General features: G+C 59.6%; 9 protein-coding genes, 2 tRNA genes, 3 rRNA genes and 1 pseudogene. 10 read left to right on the forward strand and 5 right to left on the reverse strand.

Features of this window, described 5'->3' with window-relative positions; all coding sequences use genetic code 11:
- From PIN31009_RS05785 to rrf, 5 genes are all read left to right on the forward strand, one after another.
- Positions 1 to 1279: ribosomal RNA gene (locus tag PIN31009_RS05785) — 16S ribosomal RNA — on the forward strand; the annotation flags it as partial.
- 64 nt (positions 1280 to 1343) lie between these two features.
- Positions 1344 to 1420: transfer RNA gene (locus tag PIN31009_RS05790), tRNA-Ile, on the forward strand.
- Between the two features lie 44 nt (positions 1421 to 1464).
- Positions 1465 to 1540 (forward strand) — tRNA-Ala (locus tag PIN31009_RS05795).
- A gap of 274 nt (positions 1541 to 1814) precedes the next feature.
- Positions 1815 to 4693 (forward strand): 23S ribosomal RNA (locus tag PIN31009_RS05800).
- 140 nt (positions 4694 to 4833) lie between these two features.
- Positions 4834 to 4946, forward strand: a 5S ribosomal RNA gene (rrf, locus tag PIN31009_RS05805).
- Positions 4947 to 5576: 630 nt separating this feature from the next.
- On the opposite strand, the gene PIN31009_RS05810 is transcribed toward rrf, so the two are convergent.
- Complete coding sequence (locus tag PIN31009_RS05810) at positions 5577 to 7658, reverse strand: OPT family oligopeptide transporter (RefSeq protein WP_150789655.1); 2082 nt, start codon at positions 7656 to 7658, stop codon at positions 5577 to 5579.
- Between the two features lie 328 nt (positions 7659 to 7986).
- On the opposite strand from PIN31009_RS05810, the gene PIN31009_RS05815 reads away from it, so the two are divergent.
- Positions 7987 to 9501, forward strand: a complete 1515-nt coding sequence (locus PIN31009_RS05815) for an MFS transporter (protein WP_150789656.1) — start codon at positions 7987 to 7989, stop codon at positions 9499 to 9501.
- A 74-nt stretch (positions 9502 to 9575) separates the two neighbouring features.
- Here PIN31009_RS05815 and PIN31009_RS05820 read toward each other — a convergent pair whose 3' ends face one another.
- Both PIN31009_RS05820 and PIN31009_RS05825 read right to left on the reverse strand, forming a co-directional pair.
- Positions 9576 to 10022 (reverse strand): type II 3-dehydroquinate dehydratase, encoded by a 447-nt coding sequence (locus PIN31009_RS05820; protein WP_150789657.1) that lies wholly within the window; start codon positions 10020 to 10022, stop codon positions 9576 to 9578.
- Positions 10023 to 10056: 34 nt separating this feature from the next.
- Entirely contained in the window at positions 10057 to 11508 is a 1452-nt protein-coding gene (locus tag PIN31009_RS05825; protein WP_150789658.1) for an MFS transporter, read from the reverse strand.
- 225 nt (positions 11509 to 11733) lie between these two features.
- On the opposite strand from PIN31009_RS05825, the gene PIN31009_RS05830 reads away from it, so the two are divergent.
- Positions 11734 to 12516, forward strand: coding sequence for an IclR family transcriptional regulator (locus PIN31009_RS05830; protein ID WP_150683471.1), 783 nt, complete (start codon positions 11734 to 11736; stop codon positions 12514 to 12516).
- A gap of 26 nt (positions 12517 to 12542) precedes the next feature.
- Here PIN31009_RS05830 and PIN31009_RS05835 read toward each other — a convergent pair whose 3' ends face one another.
- The gene (locus PIN31009_RS05835; RefSeq protein ID WP_246185529.1) at positions 12543 to 13766 is read right to left on the reverse strand and encodes a serine hydrolase; all 1224 of its coding nucleotides are present in this window, start codon (positions 13764 to 13766) and stop codon (positions 12543 to 12545) included.
- Between the two features lie 375 nt (positions 13767 to 14141).
- Here PIN31009_RS05835 and PIN31009_RS05840 point away from each other — a divergent pair, with 375 nt between their 5' ends.
- The 3 genes and pseudogenes from PIN31009_RS05840 to PIN31009_RS05850 all read left to right on the forward strand — a co-directional run bounded on the left by PIN31009_RS05840 (position 14142) and on the right by PIN31009_RS05850 (position 16509).
- Positions 14142 to 14972 carry a MetQ/NlpA family ABC transporter substrate-binding protein gene (locus PIN31009_RS05840; protein WP_150683472.1) on the forward strand — a complete coding sequence of 277 codons (831 nt, stop codon included), beginning with the start codon at positions 14142 to 14144 and terminating at the stop codon, positions 14970 to 14972.
- An 18-nt stretch (positions 14973 to 14990) separates the two neighbouring features.
- Positions 14991 to 15791: pseudogene (locus tag PIN31009_RS05845) on the forward strand (methionine ABC transporter ATP-binding protein); the annotation flags it as partial.
- 73 nt (positions 15792 to 15864) lie between these two features.
- Positions 15865 to 16509, forward strand: a complete 645-nt coding sequence (locus PIN31009_RS05850; RefSeq protein WP_058379821.1) for a methionine ABC transporter permease — start codon at positions 15865 to 15867, stop codon at positions 16507 to 16509.
- Between the two features lie 111 nt (positions 16510 to 16620).
- On the opposite strand, the gene ggt is transcribed toward PIN31009_RS05850, so the two are convergent.
- A complete protein-coding gene (ggt, locus tag PIN31009_RS05855; RefSeq protein ID WP_425495474.1) occupies positions 16621 to 18243 on the reverse strand; it encodes a gamma-glutamyltransferase in 1623 nt (540 codons plus the stop codon).
- Positions 18244 to 18254: the final 11 nt, after the last annotated feature.

Raw genomic sequence — 18254 nt, forward strand, 5'->3', positions numbered from 1 at the left:
GGTAAAAGCTCACCAAGGCGACGATCTGTAGCTGGTCTGAGAGGACGACCAGCCACACTGGGACTGAGACACGGCCCAGACTCCTACGGGAGGCAGCAGTGGGGAATTTTGGACAATGGGCGAAAGCCTGATCCAGCAATGCCGCGTGTGTGAAGAAGGCCTTCGGGTTGTAAAGCACTTTTGTCCGGAAAGAAATCCCTTGGGATAATACCTCGGGGGGATGACGGTACCGGAAGAATAAGCACCGGCTAACTACGTGCCAGCAGCCGCGGTAATACGTAGGGTGCAAGCGTTAATCGGAATTACTGGGCGTAAAGCGTGCGCAGGCGGTTTTGTAAGACGGATGTGAAATCCCCGGGCTTAACCTGGGAACTGCATTCGTGACTGCAAGGCTAGAGTATGGCAGAGGGGGGTAGAATTCCACGTGTAGCAGTGAAATGCGTAGAGATGTGGAGGAATACCGATGGCGAAGGCAGCCCCCTGGGCCAATACTGACGCTCATGCACGAAAGCGTGGGGAGCAAACAGGATTAGATACCCTGGTAGTCCACGCCCTAAACGATGTCAACTAGTTGTTGGGGATTCATTTCCTTAGTAACGAAGCTAACGCGTGAAGTTGACCGCCTGGGGAGTACGGTCGCAAGATTAAAACTCAAAGGAATTGACGGGGACCCGCACAAGCGGTGGATGATGTGGATTAATTCGATGCAACGCGAAAAACCTTACCTACCCTTGACATGTACGGAATCCTGCTGAAAGGTGGGGGTGCTCGAAAGAGAGCCGTAACACAGGTGCTGCATGGCTGTCGTCAGCTCGTGTCGTGAGATGTTGGGTTAAGTCCCGCAACGAGCGCAACCCTTGTCCTTAGTTGCTACGCAAGAGCACTCTAAGGAGACTGCCGGTGACAAACCGGAGGAAGGTGGGGATGACGTCAAGTCCTCATGGCCCTTATGGGTAGGGCTTCACACGTCATACAATGGTCGGTACAGAGGGCTGCCAAATCGCGAGATGGAGCTAACCCCAGAAAACCGATCGTAGTCCGGATCGCAGTCTGCAACTCGACTGCGTGAAGTTGGAATCGCTAGTAATCGCGGATCAGCATGTCGCGGTGAATACGTTCCCGGGTCTTGTACACACCGCCCGTCACACCATGGGAGTGGGTTTTGCCAGAAGTAGGTAGCCTAACCGTAAGGAGGGCGCTTACCACGGCAGGATTCATGACTGGGGTGAAGTCGTAACAAGGTAGCCGTAGGGGAACCTGCGGCTGGATCACCTCCTTTCTAGAGCATGCACTGGAAGTTGAGTGTTCACGCTTATCGGTTGTTGACTGCGTAGATCTAAGTCGGGTCTGTAGCTCAGGTGGTTAGAGCACCGTCTTGATAAGGCGGGGGTCGAAGGTTCAAGTCCTTCCAGACCCACCAAGCTAACCACCGCCTGACCAAGTCGGTGGAAACTGGCTTGAAATGGGGGCATAGCTCAGCTGGGAGAGCACCTGCTTTGCAAGCAGGGGGTCGTCGGTTCGATCCCGTCTGCCTCCACCAATTCCTTAGATCGCACATCGATGTCAGTCAAAAGCTTTTACGTCTGCGGTAAATCCCAACGAATGTGAATGTTTTTGAATGACAGCAATGTCATGCAGTTATTTGTTCTTTAACAATTTAGAAGAAGTAGTAGTACAACGGAAGCGCGTTAGAGATGGCGCGTGGAAATTGTACGGGTTGTGATTGTATCAACTAGTATTTAAGTGATCGAAAGATGACTTGGAATACGGCACAACGCTAAAACTCAACCTATAACGAGACATTCTCGTTATAGGGTCAAGCGAATAAGTGCATGTGGTGGATGCCTTGGCGATTACAGGCGATGAAGGACGCGATAGCCTGCGAAAAGTTGTGGGGAGCTGGCAAATAAGCTTTGATCCACAAATGTCCGAATGGGGAAACCCGGCCCGAATGGGTCATCCTAGACTGAATACATAGGTCTAGTGAAGCGAACGCGGCGAACTGAAACATCTAAGTAGCTGCAGGAAAAGAAATCAACCGAGATTCCCAAAGTAGTGGCGAGCGAAATGGGACCAGCCTTCAAGATTTAGCACCGGTGTTATCAAAACGGAATGGAAAGTCCGGCCATAGTGGGTGATAGCCCCGTATGAGAAAACCCTGGTGTGGAACTAAGCTTGAGAAAAGTAGGGCGGGACACGTGAAATCCTGTCTGAAGATGGGGGGACCATCCTCCAAGGCTAAATACTCGTAATCGACCGATAGTGAACCAGTACCGTGAGGGAAAGGCGAAAAGAACCCCGGGAGGGGAGTGAAATAGATCCTGAAACCGCATGCATACAAACAGTCGGAGCCTCGTAAGGGGTGACGGCGTACCTTTTGTATAATGGGTCAGCGACTTACATTCAGTGGCAAGCTTAACCGAATAGGGAAGGCGTAGCGAAAGCGAGTCCGAATAGGGCGTTCAGTCGCTGGGTGTAGACCCGAAACCAAGTGATCTATCCATGGCCAGGATGAAGGTGCGGTAACACGTACTGGAGGTCCGAACCCACTAATGTTGAAAAATTAGGGGATGAGCTGTGGATAGGGGTGAAAGGCTAAACAAACTTGGAAATAGCTGGTTCTCTCCGAAAACTATTTAGGTAGTGCCTCGTGTATCACCTTCGGGGGTAGAGCACTGTCATGGTTGAAGGGTCCATTGCGGATTACTTCGCCATAGCAAACTCCGAATACCGAAGAGTGCAATCACGGGAGACAGACATCGGGTGCTAACGTCCGGTGTCAAGAGGGAAACAACCCAGACCGCCAGCTAAGGTCCCTAAATATTGCTAAGTGGGAAACGAAGTGGGAAGGCTAAAACAGTCAGGAGGTTGGCTTAGAAGCAGCCACCCTTTAAAGAAAGCGTAATAGCTCACTGATCGAGTCGTCCTGCGCGGAAGATGTAACGGGGCTAAGCAATATACCGAAGCTGCGGATGCGAGCTTGCTCGCATGGTAGGAGAGCGTTCTGTAAGCCTGTGAAGGTGTCTTGTGAAGGATGCTGGAGGTATCAGAAGTGCGAATGCTGACATGAGTAGCGATAAAGGGGGTGAAAGGCCCCCTCGCCGTAAGCCCAAGGTTTCCTACGCAACGTTCATCGGCGTAGGGTGAGTCGGCCCCTAAGGCGAGGCAGAGATGCGTAGCTGATGGGAAGCAGGTTAATATTCCTGCACCGTCGTATGATGCGATGGGGGGACGGATCGCGGAAGGTTGTCCGGGTGTTGGAAGTCCCGGTCCCTGTATTGGAGAAGGCGCTTAGGCAAATCCGGGCGCGGAATTCAAGGATATGGGGCGAGTGAACTTGTTCACGAAGCAATTGGAAGTGGTTCCAAGAAAAGCCTCTAAGCTTCAGTCATACGAGACCGTACCGCAAACCGACACAGGTGGGCGAGATGAGTATTCTAAGGCGCTTGAGAGAACTCGGGAGAAGGAACTCGGCAAATTGGTACCGTAACTTCGGGATAAGGTACGCCCTTGTAGCTTGACTGGCCTGCGCCAGGAGGGTGAAAGGGTTGCAATAAACTGGTGGCTGCGACTGTTTAATAAAAACACAGCACTCTGCAAACACGAAAGTGGACGTATAGGGTGTGACGCCTGCCCGGTGCCGGAAGATTAAATGATGGGGTGCAAGCTCTTGATTGAAGTCCCGGTAAACGGCGGCCGTAACTATAACGGTCCTAAGGTAGCGAAATTCCTTGTCGGGTAAGTTCCGACCTGCACGAATGGCGTAACGATGGCCACACTGTCTCCTCCCGAGACTCAGCGAAGTTGAAGTGTTTGTGATGATGCAATCTACCCGCGGCTAGACGGAAAGACCCCATGAACCTTTACTGTAGCTTTGCATTGGACTTTGAACCGGTCTGTGTAGGATAGGTGGGAGGCTTTGAAGCAGGAACGCTAGTTTCTGTGGAGCCATCCTTGAAATACCACCCTGGTTTGTTTGAGGTTCTAACCTAGGTCCGTAATCCGGATCGGGGACAGTGCATGGTAGGCAGTTTGACTGGGGCGGTCTCCTCCCAAAGTGTAACGGAGGAGTACGAAGGTACGCTAGGTACGGTCGGAAATCGTGCTGATAGTGCAATGGCAAAAGCGTGCTTAACTGCGAGACTGACAAGTCGAGCAGGTGCGAAAGCAGGTCATAGTGATCCGGTGGTTCTGTATGGAAGGGCCATCGCTCAACGGATAAAAGGTACTCTGGGGATAACAGGCTGATACCGCCCAAGAGTTCATATCGACGGCGGTGTTTGGCACCTCGATGTCGGCTCATCTCATCCTGGGGCTGTAGCCGGTCCCAAGGGTATGGCTGTTCGCCATTTAAAGAGGTACGTGAGCTGGGTTTAAAACGTCGTGAGACAGTTTGGTCCCTATCTGCCGTGGGCGTTGGAAGTTTGAAGGGGGCTGCTCCTAGTACGAGAGGACCGGAGTGGACGAACCTCTGGTGTACCGGTTGTCACGCCAGTGGCATCGCCGGGTAGCTATGTTCGGAAGAGATAACCGCTGAAAGCATCTAAGCGGGAAACTCGCCTTAAGATGAGACTTCCCTAGGAACTCGATTCCTTTGAAGGGTCGTTCAAGACCAGGACGTTGATAGGTCAGGTGTGGAAGCGCAGTAATGCGTTAAGCTAACTGATACTAATTGCCCGTAAGGCTTGATCCTATAACCAGTGTGTTTTGTGCTGGTGTGAGTTGCGTGTGCCCATAACGAGGCTGATACGCTCACAACCCAACTACATGTAGTACTACGCTTCTTCTGAATTGGTTTTGTTGCACTCAGTGCAGCAGAACATACAAGTTATGCCTGATGACCATAGCGAGTTGGAACCACCCCTTCCCATCCCGAACAGGACCGTGAAACGACTCCACGCCGATGATAGTGCGGATACCCGTGTGAAAGTAGGTAATCGTCAGGCTCCCCTAAAGACCCCTTGCTACAACGCGTAGCAAGGGGTTTTTGCTTTGCGGGATCGGATTCGAGAGTGTTGCACTCAACACCATCGGTCGATCTTTGTTTCCGCAGGCGGCTAGCGGAATCGACGCGCATAGCGTTTAGATCCCTTCTGATATTCCCCTTTGCGACACGTGCTTGGCTTCAAGTTGGCGAGGCCGGCAGTCTGTCCCCTGCTATTGCTCTGCCCCAAGTAAGACGTGTTCATTCATTGCCGTCGACCAGCACGTTGATTGCGCCTAGTTTCGCGCTCAGTCCCTTCGCGTGGATTGGAATGCGGAATGGGTGTCGGGGCTGGAAATCGCCCTGAAGAGGTGTTGCGTTGATGAATGCGAAAACGCGTTCACTCCCGGTGTTCGCAGTGTCGTGCCGCGTTAGGAGATGAAGCTGGGGAAATAGAGGGGGGCGGGGAAGGGCTCTGACCTACGGTGACGGCGAGAATGGGACCCCATCACACCGGAACCAAGCGCTACAACTGACGTTGCGTCCGAGCCGGCGTCGGTCGGATATCGAAGTTTTCGACATCCGACCTAGCGCTAACAATTACCGCAAACAAAAGACATCACAAATAACAACGATCGCGAACTACCGCTATTTAACGCGGTACGGCAGCCAATACGCGACGAACCAGCACGACGCATACGGCGATAAACGCTGCGAATGCGATCCAATCGGCTGTCCCGGCAAACCCGCTGCCTACGATTGCCAAGGGTGCATCTGAGCCAGTGAAGCCAACCACCATCGCCATCGCGACACCCACTAGGCTTTCGCCGACAATCAGCCCCGACGCCAACAACACACCGCGTCGCTCAGCGGCTTCCGCATAAGGTCCGAAGTCTTTGCCATGTGCTTTTGCACGCGCCTTCATCACCCGGTGCGAAATCCAACCCAATAGCGAACCAATCACCAACGCCGAACCAATCGTCGGCGGCAGGTAAATACCAATCCCCACGGCAATCACCGGCAACCGCGCAACGCCACCTCGCTTTGCCAACATCGCATCGATGGCAATCATCACCAGTCCCACCACCGCGCCAATGCCGAGCATCGACCAGTCGAGCTGATGCGTGAAGATGCCCTTGGCGATCGCCGTCATCAGAATGGCCTGCGGCGCCGACAAGGCCTGCGACGGATCCATCCCGGCGCGCGGCAACGCATCCGTAAAGCCGTACGCGTTGTAGAGCAGATTCAACACCGGCGGAATCACCGCCGCGCCGACCACGCAACCCACCAGCAACGCCACCTGCTGACGCCACGGCGTCGCACCCACGAGCCAGCCCGTCTTCAGATCTTGCAAGTTGTCGTTCGAAATCGTGGCAATCGCGATAACAGCCGCGGTCGTGAAGAGCGCCAGCGCAATCGCCAGCTTGCCGCCGGCCGTCGTATCGAGCAGGCCGCTCGCCTGACTCACGCTGAGAATCAACAACGAGACCAGCACCACCGCGACGATACCGATGCCGGAAATCGGACTCGCCGAAGACCCCACCAAGCCCGCCATGTAACCGCAAGCCGCAGCAACCAAAAAGCCGAAGACCACCGCGAACACCACACTGCAAGCCACCAGCGTCGCAATGCCGCCGACCGACAACGGTGCGTCCGCAAGGAACACACCGAACGTCACCACCCAGACGGCCACGCAAACCAGCGTCAAGCCAATGACCCAGCGCGGCGAAAGATCCTGCTCCGTCCGGCCGAGCTTCACGCCGGTGCCGCGAGCCCGAGACTGCCCCAACGCCGCGAACGACGTCTTAACGCCCTCGACCATCGGCTTGGCGAGCGTAATAAGCGTCCACACGGCAGCGACGCCGATGGTGCCCGCACCAATGAACCGCACCTTGTGCTGCCAGAGCCCGTTGGCAAACGCGGCCATCGCTTGCCCATCGGTATTGGGCGTAATCGACGTCAGCACCGGCACCGCAATGCCCCAGCTCAATATGATGCCGAGCAGAATCGCCAGACCCGAGATAATCCCGATCAGGTAGCCCGCCCCGATCAAGGCCAGCGAAAAGCCACTGGTCAGGCGAAACACCGCCGTGCCCGCAGGAATCCACGCGGTAATGCTTTCCCCAAAAATCTTCAGACCATTGGTGGCGAATGCGAACAACGCGGACACCACACCGCCAAACGCAATCTCGCGCACGCCACTGCCACCCGCCGCATTCGATTGACGGTCCGACTGACCGTTAGCGGAATTCGAGGCCGACGCATCGTCGCCTTCACTGCCGACACGAAGAATTTCAGCCGCCGCCACACCTTCCGGATAAGGCAGATCGCTGTCCACCACCATCGCGCGTCGCAACGGAATGGTAAAGAGCACACCGAGAATGCCGCCCGACGCGCAAATGGCGAGCGTCAAACCAAATGGAAAGCCTTGCCAATGGCCAATCATCAGCAGGCCCGGCAAAACGAAAATGATCGATGAGAGCGTGCCGGCCGCAGACGCCTGCGTCTGCACCATATTGTTCTCGAGGATATTGCCGCCACGCAGTGCGCGCAGCACGGCCATCGAGATCACGGCCGCCGGAATAGACGATGAAAAGGTGAGGCCGACTTTCAAGCCGAGATAAACATTGGAGGCGGTGAACACCACAGTGATCAGCGCGCCGAGAATCATGCCGCGTACCGTTAATTCGGGTAGCGAAACTGCGTCGGGAATACGAGTCGGTTGAGAAGCCATGTGTACGAATTAGGGGGGATTTTCGCCCGATGGGAATGTGGCGCAGATTGTATGCGTCCGGCTGTCATGCCGCCAGTCTTGACGGCCGTGATAGTGCGTCCGCTTGAATCCCACTTCTAAATCCCAAATGCAGCGGCCAGTCCAATGCAAAACCCTATTTGCCACAAGAATTGGCTAAATGTGGGGCATATCCATCTACTTTTCGGATGGAATCTAACTTTTCCTAATTCGTTTAATGATGGATGATCCGGGTTTTCCCTTGGGTGATAACAAAGCCCGGGTCCACCAAGGCGAGTACAAACGGACCCGTGCATAAAGGAGTTCTTCGATGTCCAGTCTGCATACCTCTTCGCATCCGGTGCCTCAAACCAGCGACCGTCGTCGCTGGCTGGTGCTCGCGATCGTTTCGGTGGCGCTGCTGCTCATCGTGATCGACATGACGGTGCTCTACACGGCACTGCCGCGTCTGACCCACGATCTTGCAGCGACGGCGTCCGCCAAGCTGTGGATCGTCAACGCATACGCGCTTGTCGTCTCCGGCCTGTTGCTCGGCATGGGCACGCTCGGTGACCGCCTCGGTCATAAGCGTCTGTTCATCGCCGGGTTGGCCGTCTTCGGTATCGCCTCATTGGCGGCGGCTTTCTCGCCCGACGCCAACCTGCTGATCGCCGCTCGCGCACTGCTTGGCGTGGGGGCCGCGATGATGATGCCGGCCACGCTCTCGCTCATTCGCCTCACGTTTGCCGATTCGCGCGAACGTGCGTTGGCTATCGGCATCTGGGCATCGGTCGCATCCGGCGGTGCCGCATTCGGCCCGGTCGTGGGCGGTGCGTTGCTCGAACACTTCTGGTGGGGCTCGGTCTTCCTGATCAACGTGCCCATCGTGTTGCTCGCGTTGCCGCTGGCGTACTGGCTGATTCCGAAGGGTGGGGCGACGTCGACGCAGCCGTGGGACTGGTTCGGCTCTGTGCTCTTTATGGTCGGGCTGGTCGGCCTGACCTATGCGATCAAGTCGGCCGGTAAGCCTTCGCCCGATTGGTGGACGGTGGGCGTGGCGCTTGTCGTGGGTGGCGTTTTCCTCGCGGCGTTCGTGCGCCGCCAACAGCACAGTGCTCATCCGTTGCTCGACTTCACACTGTTCCGCAATCCGGCATTCGCAAGTGCCGTCGTCGCGGCGCTGGTCGCGTCGGCATCGCTGATCGGGATGGAACTGGTGTTCAGTCAGCGTCTGCAACTGGTGCTCGGCTACTCGCCGCTCGAGGCCGGTTGGGCCATCGTGCCGTTGCCGCTCGCCGCCTTCGTCGCCGGGCCGATTGCCGGTCAACTGCTGCCGCGTCTCGGTGGCGCTCGCATGCTGCCGATCGCGTTGCTGATCTCGGGGATCGGGATGGCGGGCTATCTGTTCGTGCGCGACATGGGGCTGATGCCGTCGATCGTCACGCTGGCCATTCTCGGCTTTGGCGTCGGCGCGACGATGACGGCCGCGTCGAGCACGATCATGCAGAGTGCGCCGCCGGAACGCGCCGGGATGGCGGCCTCGGTTGAGGAAGTCTCGTACGAACTGGGTGGTGCGTTGGGCGTGACGTTCATGGGCAGTCTGCTGTCGTTCGTGTACGCCCGTGGCATGCAAGTGCCGCAGACCGACGCGTTACCGAGCATCGTGCGCGACAGCCTCGACGAAGCGCAGCTCGTCGCCGAACAATTGCCGGCGGCACTCGCCGAGTCGCTTACGCGTCTGGCGAATACCGCCTTCGATCAAGGCTTCAATGCCGTGATCGCGGCGGCAGCCATCTTGCTGATCGCTACCGCCGCGTGGGGACGCTGGCACGCCCGGGCGCGTTAATGCAACGCCGGTGCAACGCCGGTGCAACGCCACCGGCCGTTAACGCAGATGCGCTGAAAGGGGGACGCCAACGTCTAGCGCGCTGCCCTCAACATCCCGGCCATCGCGTGCAGTGCCAGCGGGTAGCACTGCACGCCGAGACCGCAGATCACTCCCGTCGCCACGGTCGAAATCAACGAGTGCCGGTAAATCTTGTCGCGCTTGTGGATGTTGGTGATATGCACCTCGATCAACGGACGCTCGATCAGCTTCGCAGCGTCAAGCACGGGAATGGACCGGAACGAGAAGCCGGCCGGGTTGAGGATGACGCCCGCGCCGGCTTCGAACGCTTCCTGCAACCAGTCGATCATCGTGGCTTCGCTGTTCGTCTGCCGGAACTCGCAACGCAGTTCAAGCTGTGCTGCCACTGACCGCACGGTCGTTTCGATCTCGGCGAGCGTGGTGTGCCCGTAGAGGTGCGGCTCGCGCTTGCCGAGCATGTTGAGGTTCGGTCCGTTGAGGATGTAGACAAGATCGGACATGGTGGTGAATGCGTTTCCCGTGAAAGACAAATAATCAGTGGCTGTTGCGCATGCCATGCGCACCGTCGACTGGCGTCACGCGCGAGACGTTGGCCGCGCTGCCATTGCCGCTACCGCTACCGAGCGTCGCCAAGTGTTCAACCTCCGCAGCATCGCCCGTGAGCGCATGCGTCGAGTCGGTGCGGTGCATGTCGATGCCGCGTGTCTCTGGTCCGATGAGAATGGCGGCGAGCGAAATCACATTGAGCACGGCGCACAACGCCACCACGGCCCAAGGCGATCCGTTGCTGATCGAGAGCAGCCAGACCGCGACCATCGGCATCGGTCCGCCCGTGAGCAAATTGGCACCGGTATAAGCGAGCGCCGAGCCCGAGTAACGGACGTTCGTCGGAAACGCCTCGGCAAAGGCCACCGGCTGAATCCCACTCTGGTACTGCGTGAAGCCGAGAAACAGCCCCATGATCAGCAGCATCGGCACGAAGCTGCGCGTCTCGAGTACGGAGAAATACACGAGCGAGATCAGCAGCGTGGCGCACGAGCCAATCGCCAGTGCCTTCTTGCGGCCGATCCGGTCGCTGAGCGCGCCGCCGATCAATGCACCGAAAATGGCGAAGATATTCGCGCCCATGAGCAGCATGAACGCCGTCTGCTTCGGCACGCCCAGCGTCTTGGTGATGTAGCTCAGCGAGAACACCACGATCAGATAGAAGATCGCCGCAGGGCCGCAAAAGAACAGCGTCCAGCGAATCAGCGGCTTGTAATGCAGGCGCACCGCATCGCGCAGCGGATTGCTCACCTTCACGACCTGCGTCGCCTGTTTCATCGCGGCAAACGCCGGGGTCTCATGCACCTTTAGCCGGATGTACACGCCGACGATCACCAGCAAGACACTCATCACGAACGGCACACGCCATCCCCAAGACTCGAACGCCTCGGTCGACAGCGATGCCGATAGCCCGAATAGCGCCGCGTTGGCGAGAATCTGGCTGACAGGCGAGCAGATGCCCAGCAGCCCGGAATATCGGCCGCGCCTGTCCGGACTCGCGTGTTCGATGGCCATCAGTTGCCCGCCCGTCGACTCGCCACCCAGCGCGAAGCCCTGCACGATGCGCAGCACCACCAGCAGAATCGGCGCCCACACGCCGATTTGCGCGTATGTGGGCAGCAAGCCCATGAGCACCGACGCCACGCCCATGACCGATACCGTGGCGAGCATCAGATTGCGCCGCCCGAACTTGTCGCCGAGCGAGCCGCAAATAACTGCGCCTAGCGGGCGCGCCGCCAGTCCGACGCCGAACGTCGCCAGCGAGGCGAGCAGGGCCGATGTCGGCTCCATCGCGGGGAAGAACAGCTTCGGCAGCAAGGTCGCCGCCAATGCACCGTACAAAGTGAAGTCGAACCATTCGAGCGCGGTGCCGATGGTGGCGGCGGTGACCGCCCGTGTCTGCATCGACGCGTCCGACGCAGAGGTCGCTACGTGTGTCATGCCTGTCTCCTGACTATTTGATCTGTCGTCATGCCCCATCGTCGCAGTTGCGGCGCGCCGGGGAAATCGGCATCTGCCAGCACCGTGAGTCGAAAACGGGGGCCGCCCGGGCGTGTCCCGGGCTGGCAAGCGAGATAGTAATGAGCCTGTTGGAACACTATTCCAGACTGGAATCACATGTCACAATGCGGAAAAATCGAACAGTGATCAAACAACGGAGACGGTATGAACGGCGTGATGGAGCGCACCCTCGCGATTCTGGAACTGCTGGCCCAGCAAGTGGGCGGCACGCCGTTGGCGTTCATCGCCGATGAACTCGATATCCCGCGCAGCGCCTGCCACCGGTTACTCACCGACCTGAAGGGTTTCGGCTACGTGCGCCAGTTGCGCGAGCATGGCGACTATGTGCTGACGACCAAGCTGGTGGGGCTGGGGCTAAGCTTCCTGAGCACATCGGGGATCATCGACATGGCGCAGGCGATTCTCGATCGACTCGCCGAAACGTCGGGTGAGTTGGTGCGTCTGGCCATCGTCGACGGCGACCGCCTCACGTGGGTCGCGAAAGCGCAGGGGGCGATGAAGGGGCTGAAGTACGACCCGGATATGGGGATGGACACCGTGCTGTCGTGCTCGGCCACCGGTCACGCGTGGATGATGACGATGAGCGACGAGCGCGCGATGGCGCTGGTGAGCCGTCAGGGGTTCGGACAGCCGAAGGACTATGGCCCCAATGCGCCGACGACGGTGCAGGGACTGCTCACGTTCCTCAATGCCGCCCGGCAGCGCGGCTACGCCACCATCAACGAAGTGTTCGCGCCCGGCATGACCGCCATGGCGGCCCCGATTTTGCGCCGGGGTTATCCGGCATTGGGCGTCATCAGTATTGCCGGCCCGCTGATTCGGCTCGACGAGGCGCGAATGGCTCGCCTCGGCCCGGCGTTGCAGGCGGCAGCATCCGAACTGGCCGCCGCGAGCCACGCCTCACCGCTGTTCGAGCGGATCAGTTGATCGCTTTCAACCGCACGGTCACGCACTCACTGCAACGAGCACGACAACCAATGCGCGATGCGCACGCCGTCCAGACGTGAGCCTTCCGGCGTGTCGCTGCCCAGCATCGTGACGATGACGGGGCGGCGCTTATGCACCATCACGCGCATCACCATGTTGTGACCGGACTCATTGATGAAGCCGGTTTTCTGCACGCTCGCATGCACCTTGCCGTAGCGCACCAGCCGATTGGTATTCACGTACTGCAACTGTCCCTTGCCCGTGCGCACGAGTTGCTGATGATCGATCGAATACTGGCGAATGAGCGGATAGCCATTCGAGGCACGCACCAGTCGCGCCAATTCGCGCGCGGTGGACACATTGCGCGGTGAAAGCCCCGTCGAATTCTCGAAGCGCGTATTGGGCATGTTGAGCGTCCTCGCCTTGGCATTCATCGCCGCAATAAACGCGGGGCGTCCGCCCGGATAATCGCGGCTCATCGCCGCCGCCGCGCGGTTTTCCGACGCCATCAGCGAGATATGCAGCATGTCGCGACGCGTCAGCGTCGAGCCCACGGCCAGCCGTGAATGCGTGAATTTCAGCGTATCGAGGTCGTCGCGCGTGACGGTGAGCGGCTGTCGCATCGACGGTTGATTGTCGAGCCAGACGACGGCCGTCATCAGTTTGGAAACCGAAGCGATGGGCATTATGCGATCGGCATTACGGGCGTAGAGCGGCGTATGCGTTTTCTCGTCAACGATATAAACCGCCCGCGAGAACAGCCGCTTACGCGAGGCCGGTGTAAAACCGCAGCGCGCCAGCAGACGTGGCTCTGCATCGGTGCTGACCTGCTTGCCAGACGACGTCTGCGCGGATGCCGCGGCTGCCGCCGCTTTCGGTGGTAATGCCGCTGCTGCACGCCGCTTTGCCACTGGCGCGCCACGCTTGGCGGCCTTCGCAGCGCGTGGCGGCTGCGTCGCTTTGCGCGACGCTTTAGTCCGAGCGCTCGCCGCCGACTTCCTGACAGGCTTCTTCGCCGCCACCTTCGCCGCCGATTTTTTCTTCTTCGTTGCCTCCTGCCGGCGTTTTCCTGCGCTGGTCTGATGCGCGGTCGCGCCGAGCGCATCGCTGACGGGCAGCCCCGCAATGAGCAGGACGATGCCGAACAGCATCAGGCGAGCGAGCGCCACCACACGCGGGGACATGCGATACAGGCGGGGCAGGGTGGGGCTGAACAGCAGGGGCAACGTTGGATCCCACAGGGCAGACATCTTCGGGCGGTTCCGGAAAAGAAGGGGCGAATGGCAGTTGCACACAAAAGCGGCCACCTCGTGCAGCGCAGAACGGCGCACGAGAGCCGCCCACGAGAGGCGGGTGCAACACTTGGGGAATCCCTGTTGGACGATGCGAGGCGCTGGAGTTCCTGTTCTTTCGCGCGGCGTATTACAAAAAGTTACAAGTGATTGCCAATTCGCGCACGAAAGCTCCGCGTGCCCGGATGAATTAGCTTTCCGAAATTGGTTATTGGACGCTCCCCGCGCCCACTTCCTAGACTGTCTCTTCGCCTGAATCGGGCACATCAATACAACGCAATCACAACGCGATCACAACGCGATCACAACGCAATCACGTCAGGGGAAATCACAATGCAACGCCGCCAACTCATTCGCTTGCTCGGCAGTCTCTCACTGGCGCTATCCATCGGCACGATGGGCACCCTCGGCGTGACGAACGCGATGGCCGCCGACAAACCGCTCAAGGTGGGCGTGCGCGGCGGCGTTGACGAAGAGATCTGGGAAGTGGTCACGAAGGTGGCAAAGTCGCGCGGCCTGAACGTCGAGACGGTTGTCGTTACCGGCACGGCCAGCCCCAACGAAGCGCTCAACAGCGGCGACCTCGACGCCAACTCGTTCCAGCACATCCCGTTCCTGCGCGATCAGGTCAAGCAGCGCGGCTACAAGATCGTGGCCGTGGGCGACACGCTGATCTCGCCCATCGCCTTCTATTCGAAGAAGTACAAGTCGCTCGAATCGCTGCCGGTGGGCGCCAAGATCGGTCTGCCGAACGACCCGAGCAACCAGACGCGTGCGCTCGTCATCCTACGTGACCACGGCCTGATCAAGCTGCGCGACGGCTTCGACCCGTACACCGGCACGGCGACGCTGGCCGATGTCACCGCCAACCCGCGCAAGCTCGACTTCATCGAAAGCGCTTCCGTGGTGCTCGCGCGCTCGCTGCCCGACGTCGATGCTTCGGCCATCGTCAACAGCTTCGCGTATCAAGCTGGCCTGATCGCCACGCGCGACGGCATTGCGGTGGAAAAGCGCGAGAACAATCCGTACGTGAACATCATTGCCGTGCGTGAGAAAGACAAGAACGCGCCTTGGGTCGCCCCGTTGATCAAGGCGTATCAGTCGGAAGAAGTGCGCAAGTTCATCGAGACCAAGTATCAGGGCTCGGTCGTCCCGGCCTTCTGAACCAAGGAAAAATACGCGATGACGTTACGACAGACTGCCGCCGCCCCCGTCACGCGTTTGCCCACGGCTGCGACGCGCGAGATTGCCCACATCACCTTCGACGCACTGGGCAAGGTGTACCCGGGCGCGTCGAGCGCCGCACTGCACGACGTGTCGTTTGCCGTGCAGCGCGGCGAGAGCTTCGGCATCATCGGCCGCAGCGGGGCGGGCAAATCCACGCTGCTGCGCACGATCAACGCACTGGAAATCCCGAGCGAAGGGCACGTCAAAGTCGACGGTGTCGATGTGGCGACGCTCGACGAAGATGCCCTCGTCGGCTTGCGCCAGCGTGTGGGCATGATCTTCCAGCACTTCAATTTGCTCTCGGCAAAGACGGTGTTCGAGAACGTGGCGTTGCCGCTGCGTGTGGCTGGCGTGCCGAAAGCCGCGATTGCACCGCGCGTGAATGAATTGTTGTCGCTGGTCGGGCTGACCGGGAAGTCGGACGCCTACCCCGCGATGCTCTCGGGCGGGCAGAAACAACGCGTGGGTATTGCGCGGGCGCTCGTGCACCGGCCGGAAATCCTGCTGTGCGACGAAGCGACGTCGGCACTCGACCCGGAAACGACCGACGCCATCCTCACCCTCCTGCGCGACGTACAACGCGAGTTTGGCCTGACGGTGGTGCTGATCACGCACGACATGGGTGTGATTCATCAGGCTTGCGACCGCGTGCTGGTACTCGATCAGGGCCGCATTGCCGAACTGGGCCCGGTTGAGGAAGTGTTCGAGAACCCGTTGGCCGAGGCCACCCGCGCACTGCTACGCCCGCTGCAACACGCATGGCAGGGCCGCAACGCCGCAGCGGCGACACGTCAGCGCGCCGTCTGAACGCCAACCGAAATATCACATCATGATCGACAAATATCTGCGCGCGCTGGGCGAGACCTTGTTGATGGTCACCAGCGCGTGCGCCATCGTTTTTGCCGCCGGCATGCTGATTGCCGTGGTGCTGGTGCTCACCGCACCGGGTGGGCTGGCCCCGCGTCCGCGTTTCAATCGCGCCCTGTCGGTGGTCGTGAACCTGTTTCGCGCCGTGCCGTTCATCATTCTTCTCGTCGCATTGTTGCCGGTCACGCGTTGGCTCGTCGGCACGACCATGGGCACTTGGGCGGCGGTGGTGCCGCTGGCCGTGCACCTGATTCCGTTTTTTGCGCGCGTTACGCAAGTGGGGCTGCGCGAAATCGATCCGGGGCTGATCGAGGCGGCCCGCGCGATGGGGTGCCGCCGTTGGCACATCGTGCGCCACGTGCTGTTGCCCGAAGCGTTGCCGGCCATTCTGGGCGGGGCGACGGTAACGGTGATCGCGATGGTGGGCGCGTCGGCGATGGCCGGTGCCGTGGGGGCGGGTGGTCTGGGCGATCTGGCAGTGCGCTACGGCTACGAACGCTATGAGACGAGCGTGATGTTCAACGTGATCATCATTCTCGTGGCGCTGGTGACCTTCGTGCAATTTGCGGGCGAACGCCTCGCGCGCCGCGTCGATCATCGGCGATAGACCGATCACCATGCGACGCGCGTGCGTCATCAAGTGCGTCATCAAAAAAATGGGGCCGCCTGAGTGAATCAGGCGGCCCCATTGTCATGCAGCGATCAGGTTATCAAGCCATCAATACCCGAGCGCGAGACCCGTATTGCGGCGCGGATCGTTGGCACCGTAGAAGCGGTTCTTGCCGATCGGCTTGCCGCCCAGCGACGGCGCACCGACCAGAATCGCAGCGATGTGATTCGCGGGTTGCGGGCCGGCAAACTTCTGGCCCCAGCTCTCGAGAATCTTCTGCGTATCCGGGCTCAGGGCAAACGCTTCGATGTTGGTCGATTCCGGCATCCACTGCTGGTGGAAGCGCGGCGCATCCACCGCTTCTTGCAGGTTCATGCCGTAGTCGATCATGTTGAGCATCGTGAGCAGCGTGGCCGTAATGATGCGGCTGCCGCCCGGCGTACCGACGACCATCACCGTCTTGCCATCCTTGGTGACGATGGTCGGGCTCATCGACGACAGCGGGCGACGGCCCGGGCCGATGGCGTTCGCTTCGCCCTGAATCAGGCCGTACATGTTGGGCACACCCACCTTGGAGGTGAAGTCGTCCATCTCGTCGTTGAGCAGCACGCCCGTGCCGTTGGCCATGACCTTCGCGCCGAACCAGTCGTTGAGCGTGTAGGTGACGGACACGGCATTGCCATCCTTGTCGACGATCGAGTAGTGCGTCGTGTTGCTGCCTTCATGCGGCGGCACACCCGGCTTGATCTCTTGCGAGATACCGGCCTTCTGCGGGTTGATCGCGGCACGAATCTTCGCGGCGTAGTCCTTGTCGAGCAGATGCGCGAGCGGGTTCTTCACGAAGTCCGGGTCGCCCAGATAGCTGTTGCGGTCGACGTAGGCGTGACGCATGGCTTCGATGGTGTAGTGCACGCCCTGGGCCGAGTGATAGCCCAGTTCCTTCATCGGATAGCCTTCGAGAATATTCATGATCTCGCAGATCACCACGCCGCCCGAGCTCGGGGGCGGGGCCGAGACCACGTGATAGCCGCGGTAATCGCATTCCACCGGGGCCAGTTCGCGCGTCTTGTACTGGTCGAGATCGGCCTGCGTGATGATGCCACCGCCCGCCTTCATCGAGGCCACGAGCTTGTCGGCGACTTCACCCTTGTAGAAGCCGTCGGTGCCCTTGGCGCTGATCAGGCGCAGCGTGCGCGCGAGATCCTTCTGCACCAGACGCTCGCCCGGCTGGAACGGCTGACCCTTGTTCATGAAGATGGCGCCCGAGTTGGCGCGGTCTTTCTCGAAGTCCTTGGTCGACGTCCACAGCATGTCCACGTCGCCCTGCTCGAGCACGAAGCCCTTGTCGGCCAGCGTGATGGCCGGCGAGATCAGTTGCTGACGCGTCTTCGTGCCGTACTTCTCACGTGCGTACTCCATGCCCGATACGGTGCCCGGCACACCCACGGCCAGATAGCCAGTGGTGGAGGCGCCCTTGATGACGTTGCCGTCCTTATCGAGGTACATGTTGGCGGTGGCAGCCAGCGGGGCCTTCTCGCGGAAGTCGAGGAAGGTCTTGCGGCCGTCGGCGAGTTGAATCGTCATGAAGCCGCCGCCGCCGATGTTGCCGGCTGCCGGATACACCACGGCCAGCGCATAGCCCACGGCCACTGCGGCATCGATCGCGTTGCCGCCGGACTTGAGCACTTCGACGCCGACCTTCGATGCGATGTGCTGCGCGGTCACGACCATGCCGTTCTCGG

The sequence above is a fragment of the Pandoraea iniqua genome, from assembly GCF_902459685.1.
Lineage (GTDB): Bacteria > Pseudomonadota > Gammaproteobacteria > Burkholderiales > Burkholderiaceae > Pandoraea > Pandoraea iniqua.

What these genes read in the sequence shown, in the direction of transcription:
- PIN31009_RS05810 (WP_150789655.1), bottom strand. Translation starts at nt 7,658, where the DNA reads ATGGCTTCTCAACCGACTCGTATTCCCGACGCAGTTTCGCTACCCGAA.
- PIN31009_RS05815 (WP_150789656.1), top strand. Translation starts at nt 7,987, where the DNA reads ATGTCCAGTCTGCATACCTCTTCGCATCCGGTGCCTCAAACCAGCGAC.
- PIN31009_RS05820 (WP_150789657.1), bottom strand. Translation starts at nt 10,022, where the DNA reads ATGTCCGATCTTGTCTACATCCTCAACGGACCGAACCTCAACATGCTC.
- PIN31009_RS05825 (WP_150789658.1), bottom strand. Translation starts at nt 11,508, where the DNA reads ATGACACACGTAGCGACCTCTGCGTCGGACGCGTCGATGCAGACACGG.
- PIN31009_RS05830 (WP_150683471.1), top strand. Translation starts at nt 11,734, where the DNA reads ATGAACGGCGTGATGGAGCGCACCCTCGCGATTCTGGAACTGCTGGCC.
- PIN31009_RS05835 (WP_246185529.1), bottom strand. Translation starts at nt 13,766, where the DNA reads ATGTCTGCCCTGTGGGATCCAACGTTGCCCCTGCTGTTCAGCCCCACC.
- PIN31009_RS05840 (WP_150683472.1), top strand. Translation starts at nt 14,142, where the DNA reads ATGCAACGCCGCCAACTCATTCGCTTGCTCGGCAGTCTCTCACTGGCG.
- PIN31009_RS05850 (WP_058379821.1), top strand. Translation starts at nt 15,865, where the DNA reads ATGATCGACAAATATCTGCGCGCGCTGGGCGAGACCTTGTTGATGGTC.
- ggt (WP_425495474.1), bottom strand. Translation starts at nt 18,243, where the DNA reads ATGGTCGTGACCGCGCAGCACATCGCATCGAAGGTCGGCGTCGAAGTG.